This is a genomic window from Butyricicoccus sp. (assembly GCF_050872565.1).
Classification (GTDB): domain Bacteria; phylum Bacillota; class Clostridia; order Oscillospirales; family Butyricicoccaceae; genus Butyricicoccus_A.
The window spans coordinates 1-3,947 of sequence record NZ_JBNMHC010000208.1; the positions used below are offsets into that span (position 1 = coordinate 1).

The window sequence follows — 3,947 nt, forward strand, 5'->3', positions numbered from 1 at the left end:
CGATAATAGAAGCAGTCTACGCGAACTGTTATCAGTTTATAAGAGCCGGAAATCGGGGATTTCTCCTGACTTCCGGCTCTTGGTGTCTTTATCTATTCCTTACTTTAAAGATTTAATTTATACGCCCAATGCCCGCCTTCACGGTATTTAATAAGCCTTCCCTCTGTTGCTAAACCTGCAAGGATCCGATTAGCTGTAGCCGCTGAAACGCCGCACAGCGCACGGACATCTGCGTTCATAATATACGGATGTGTCTCCAAAAACTTCTCAATCTGTTTCCACCGGATCGTTGCCTTATCTGTCGCTCCATCGCTCACTTCATCCTTCATGCCGATAGCATCAATGAGCGATGCTTTGATGGCAGAAAGCATAAACTCAATAAATGCCGTGGACTCTCCGGCGTCATTAGAGGCATTGATAGCTGCATAATACTCTTCCTGACGGTCATGGATCATGGATTCCACCGGGAGCCAAGCAAAAGCGGGATTCCATTTCGAGAGAAGCAGTGTATGCCACAAGCGGCCAACGCGGCCATTTCCATCGGCAAATGGGTGGATCAGCTCGAACTCATAATGGAACACACAACTGCGGATTAATAGATGCACATCACTGTTCTTCACCCAGTCCAGCAGTTCTATGACCAAATCCGGGACATACTGCGGCAGAGTACCGAAATGCAGAACATGCCCTTCCTGATCTACAACACCAACAGGCCGGGTGCGGAACATTCCTGACTCATCCACCAATTCTCGTGTCATGATGCCGTGAGCAGTCAGCAGATCCTCTACAGAGTAGGGATCCAGCTCATCCAACCGCTCATAAATCTCATAAGCATTCTTGACCTCTGCAATATCCTTTGGCGGGGCCAGAACGTGCTTGCCGTTAAGAACCGCAGTTACCTGTTTCAGGCTAAGCGTATTCTGTTCAATGGCAAGGGAACCGTGGATGGTGCGAATACGATTGCTCCGTCGCAGAGTCGGGTTGCTTGAAAGCTGGTTCGTTGATGTGAGTCTGCCTACCAGCTCGGCAATTTCCGCAACAGAATCGATCATTGTATTTGTGATTTCAAAGGGTGGCTTTTTGTTTTTCATAACATCCTCGCATATCCGTAAACTATTGTCATTGTACCAACAAATAGCTCCAAAATCAATACATCGCTCATTTCATCAATCAAAATGAAAACAAAAAACCGCCGAATCCTCTCCATTTACAGAGGTCTTCGGCGGAACCATTGGTGTCCCTGAGAGGAGTCGAACCTCCGGCCTGCCGCTTAGGAGGCGGCCGCTCTATCCAGCTGAGCTACAGAGACATACATATTTATGCTAAACGCAGTATATAGTATATATGATATGCCGCCAAATTGCAAGTCAGCGCCGTGATTCTGTACCATTTTCCTACACAGTTCTCTTGTTTTTTATCCAGTTTGTTCAAGATATGTTTACAAGATAGCATTGCATTACAGCGAAAAAAGCATTATTATAGTGTGATGAACCAAACTGTGACGGGTCAGCCGTCATATACGCCAGAGGAGGCATCGCGATGCTCACAGAAAAAAAGCAAAGCCTGATGCTTGTCATCAATCCAACAGCAGGCAAGAATCAGGCGCGGGACAATCTGTTTCCGCTTACCAATTACTTTTTTACGCACAATTACCATGTGACGGTGTTTCCGACGCAGGCAAAAGGGGACGCCTGCAACTATGTCGCAGAGTACGCCACACAATATGATGCGCTGGTCTGCGTCGGCGGAGACGGCACACTCAACGAGGTTGTCACGGGACTCATGATGTGTCCGGCGGACAAGCGTCCGCGACTCGGATACATTCCCGGCGGTTCCACCAATGATTTCGCCAACACACTCGGCATCAGCAGCGTCATGGAAAAAGCTGCAGAACAGTTCTGCGCAGGCAAGCCGTTCTGCTGTGACATCGGCAAGTTTAACGGCAGATATTTCACCTATGTCGCTGCATTCGGTCTGTTTACGGAAGTATCGTATGAGACCCCGCAGCCGCTGAAAAATGCGCTGGGTCATGCCGCTTATCTGCTGGAAGGTGCAAAATCTCTGACGTCTATCAAGAGCTATGCCCTCAAAGTCCGCTGCGATGACGAAGAAATCGAAGGCAAGTTTATTTATGGTCAGCTGTCCAATTCGACCTCTATCGGCGGTATCTTGAATATTACGCGCACGGGCGTGCAGCTGGATGACGGCTTGTTTGAGGTCATTCTCATTCACATGCCGGAAAATCTGCTGGAATTAAATGATATTGTCGCCAGTCTGATGTCGCAGAAGCTCGCAGACTGCAAGCATATCTTCTTCCGCCGCGCCAAGTCCGTGACGGTACAGTCCGATGCACCGCTTCCGTGGACACTGGACGGCGAATCCGGCGGCAGCTTTACCTATTCTCAGGCGGAAATTGTTCCGGGTGCCGTGACATTTAATCTGGATCTGCCGGACAACAAATCGGAAGCTTAACGCATAACAAAACCTGACAGGATGCAGCGCTGCATCCTGTTTTTTGTGTGCACCCTGCTCGTTGTCAGCCGGATACGCCTGTGTTATACTAAAAAGACATTCATTTTATCTACATAAAAAAGATCGTGAGGCATTTTATGGAAAACAAACCGTTATTATGGATCGTGATTCCCTGTTATAACGAAGAAGCTGTTTTGCCAGTCACTGCTCCTCTGTTTTTGCAAAAAATTCATGACTTGACAGCAGCTGGAAAAATCAGCGACCAGAGCCGCATCTGCTTTGTCAATGACGGCTCTAAGGACAGCACGTGGCAGCTCATCTGTGAGTTTGCCCGCAAAGACCCGCACTATATCGGCATCAGCCAGAGCCGCAACCGCGGCCATCAGAACGCCGTTCTCGCCGGTCTGATGGAGGCAAAAGACAACTGCGACATTACCATTTCTATCGACTGCGACGGACAGGATGACATCAACGCGATGGATCGCATGGTGGACGAGTACCTGAAAGGCGCAGAAGTGGTCTATGGTGTGCGCTCCAAGCGCAAGACAGACACCTTCTTCAAGCGGTTTACCGCTGAGGGATTTTATCATGTCATGAATGCCATGGGGGCAGAAATTGTCTTTAACCACGCGGACTATCGTCTGATCAGCACGCGCGTGCTGGAGAGTTTTGCGGATTTTCATGAGGTCAATATCTTCCTGCGCGGTATGGTGCCGCTCGTCGGTTTTCCGAGCGCAAAAGTCTACTATGAGCGCGCCGAGCGCATCGCGGGCGAGAGCCACTATCCGCTGCGCAAGATGCTCGCCCTTGCCTTTGACGGCATCACCAGCCTGTCCGTCAAGCCAATCCGCATGATTGCCGGTCTGGGCGGCGTCGTCAGCCTCATCAGCTTTATCGGTGTGATCTGGGCCATTGTGCAGGCACTTCTCGGCCATTCTGTTGCCGGTTGGGCGTCTACGACATGTATCGTCTGCTTTGTCGGCGGCATTCAGCTGATTTCCCTCGGCGTTATCGGCGAATACATCGGAAAGATTTATATGGAATCCAAGCACCGTCCGCGCTACATCATCAGCGAACGCACATGGGCACCATATGAGCGGCATTACCGCGGCTGACAGGAGGCATATCTTGCATAAATTGATTCTCACGCTGCGCACGCAGTTTTTTGATGCCAAGCTCATCAAATTCGTCCTTGTCGGTGTCGTCAATACCGTTGTCGGCATGGCAATCATGTTTGGTCTATACAATCTCGCCGGATGCAGCTATTGGGTTTCTTCCGCCGCAAATTATATCTTGACCAGTATTTTGAGCTATTTTCTCAATAAAACCTTTACCTTTGGCAACAAAGACGGCGTCGGTTCTACTGCGCTGCGTTTTGCGCTCAACATTGCCGTGTGCTATCTGCTCGCCTACGGCATCGCCAAACCGGCAGTCGGCTGGCTGTTGTCCGGCGCATCGGTTTCCCTGCGCGACAA

General features: G+C 49.9%; 4 protein-coding genes and 1 tRNA gene. 3 read left to right on the forward strand and 2 right to left on the reverse strand.

Annotated elements, in window-relative coordinates; translation table 11 throughout:
• Window positions 1–104 precede the first annotated feature (104 nt).
• Complete coding sequence (locus ACR0P9_RS08705; RefSeq protein ID WP_432619265.1) at window positions 105–1,052, reverse strand: Fic family protein; 948 nt, start codon at window positions 1,050–1,052, stop codon at window positions 105–107.
• Window positions 1,053–1,232: 180 nt separating this feature from the next.
• Window positions 1,233–1,309 (reverse strand) — tRNA-Arg (locus tag ACR0P9_RS08710).
• 230 nt (window positions 1,310–1,539) lie between these two features.
• Here ACR0P9_RS08710 and ACR0P9_RS08715 point away from each other — a divergent pair.
• The 3 genes from ACR0P9_RS08715 to ACR0P9_RS08725 form a co-directional block, all read left to right on the forward strand.
• Complete coding sequence (locus ACR0P9_RS08715) at window positions 1,540–2,472, forward strand: diacylglycerol/lipid kinase family protein (RefSeq protein WP_432619267.1); 933 nt, start codon at window positions 1,540–1,542, stop codon at window positions 2,470–2,472.
• Between the two features lie 137 nt (window positions 2,473–2,609).
• Window positions 2,610–3,587, forward strand: a complete 978-nt coding sequence (locus tag ACR0P9_RS08720) for a glycosyltransferase family 2 protein (protein WP_432619269.1) — start codon at window positions 2,610–2,612, stop codon at window positions 3,585–3,587.
• 13 nt (window positions 3,588–3,600) lie between these two features.
• Window positions 3,601–3,947, forward strand: a 347-nt coding sequence (locus tag ACR0P9_RS08725; protein WP_432619271.1) for a GtrA family protein, incomplete at its 3' end; no start/stop codon positions are given.

Coding starts and splice junctions, on each gene's coding strand:
- ACR0P9_RS08705 (WP_432619265.1), bottom strand. CDS start 1,052: ATGATCGATTCTGTTGCGGAAATTGCCGAGCTGGTAGGCAGACTCACA.
- ACR0P9_RS08720 (WP_432619269.1), top strand. CDS start 2,610: ATGGAAAACAAACCGTTATTATGGATCGTGATTCCCTGTTATAACGAA.
- ACR0P9_RS08715 (WP_432619267.1), top strand. CDS start 1,540: ATGCTCACAGAAAAAAAGCAAAGCCTGATGCTTGTCATCAATCCAACA.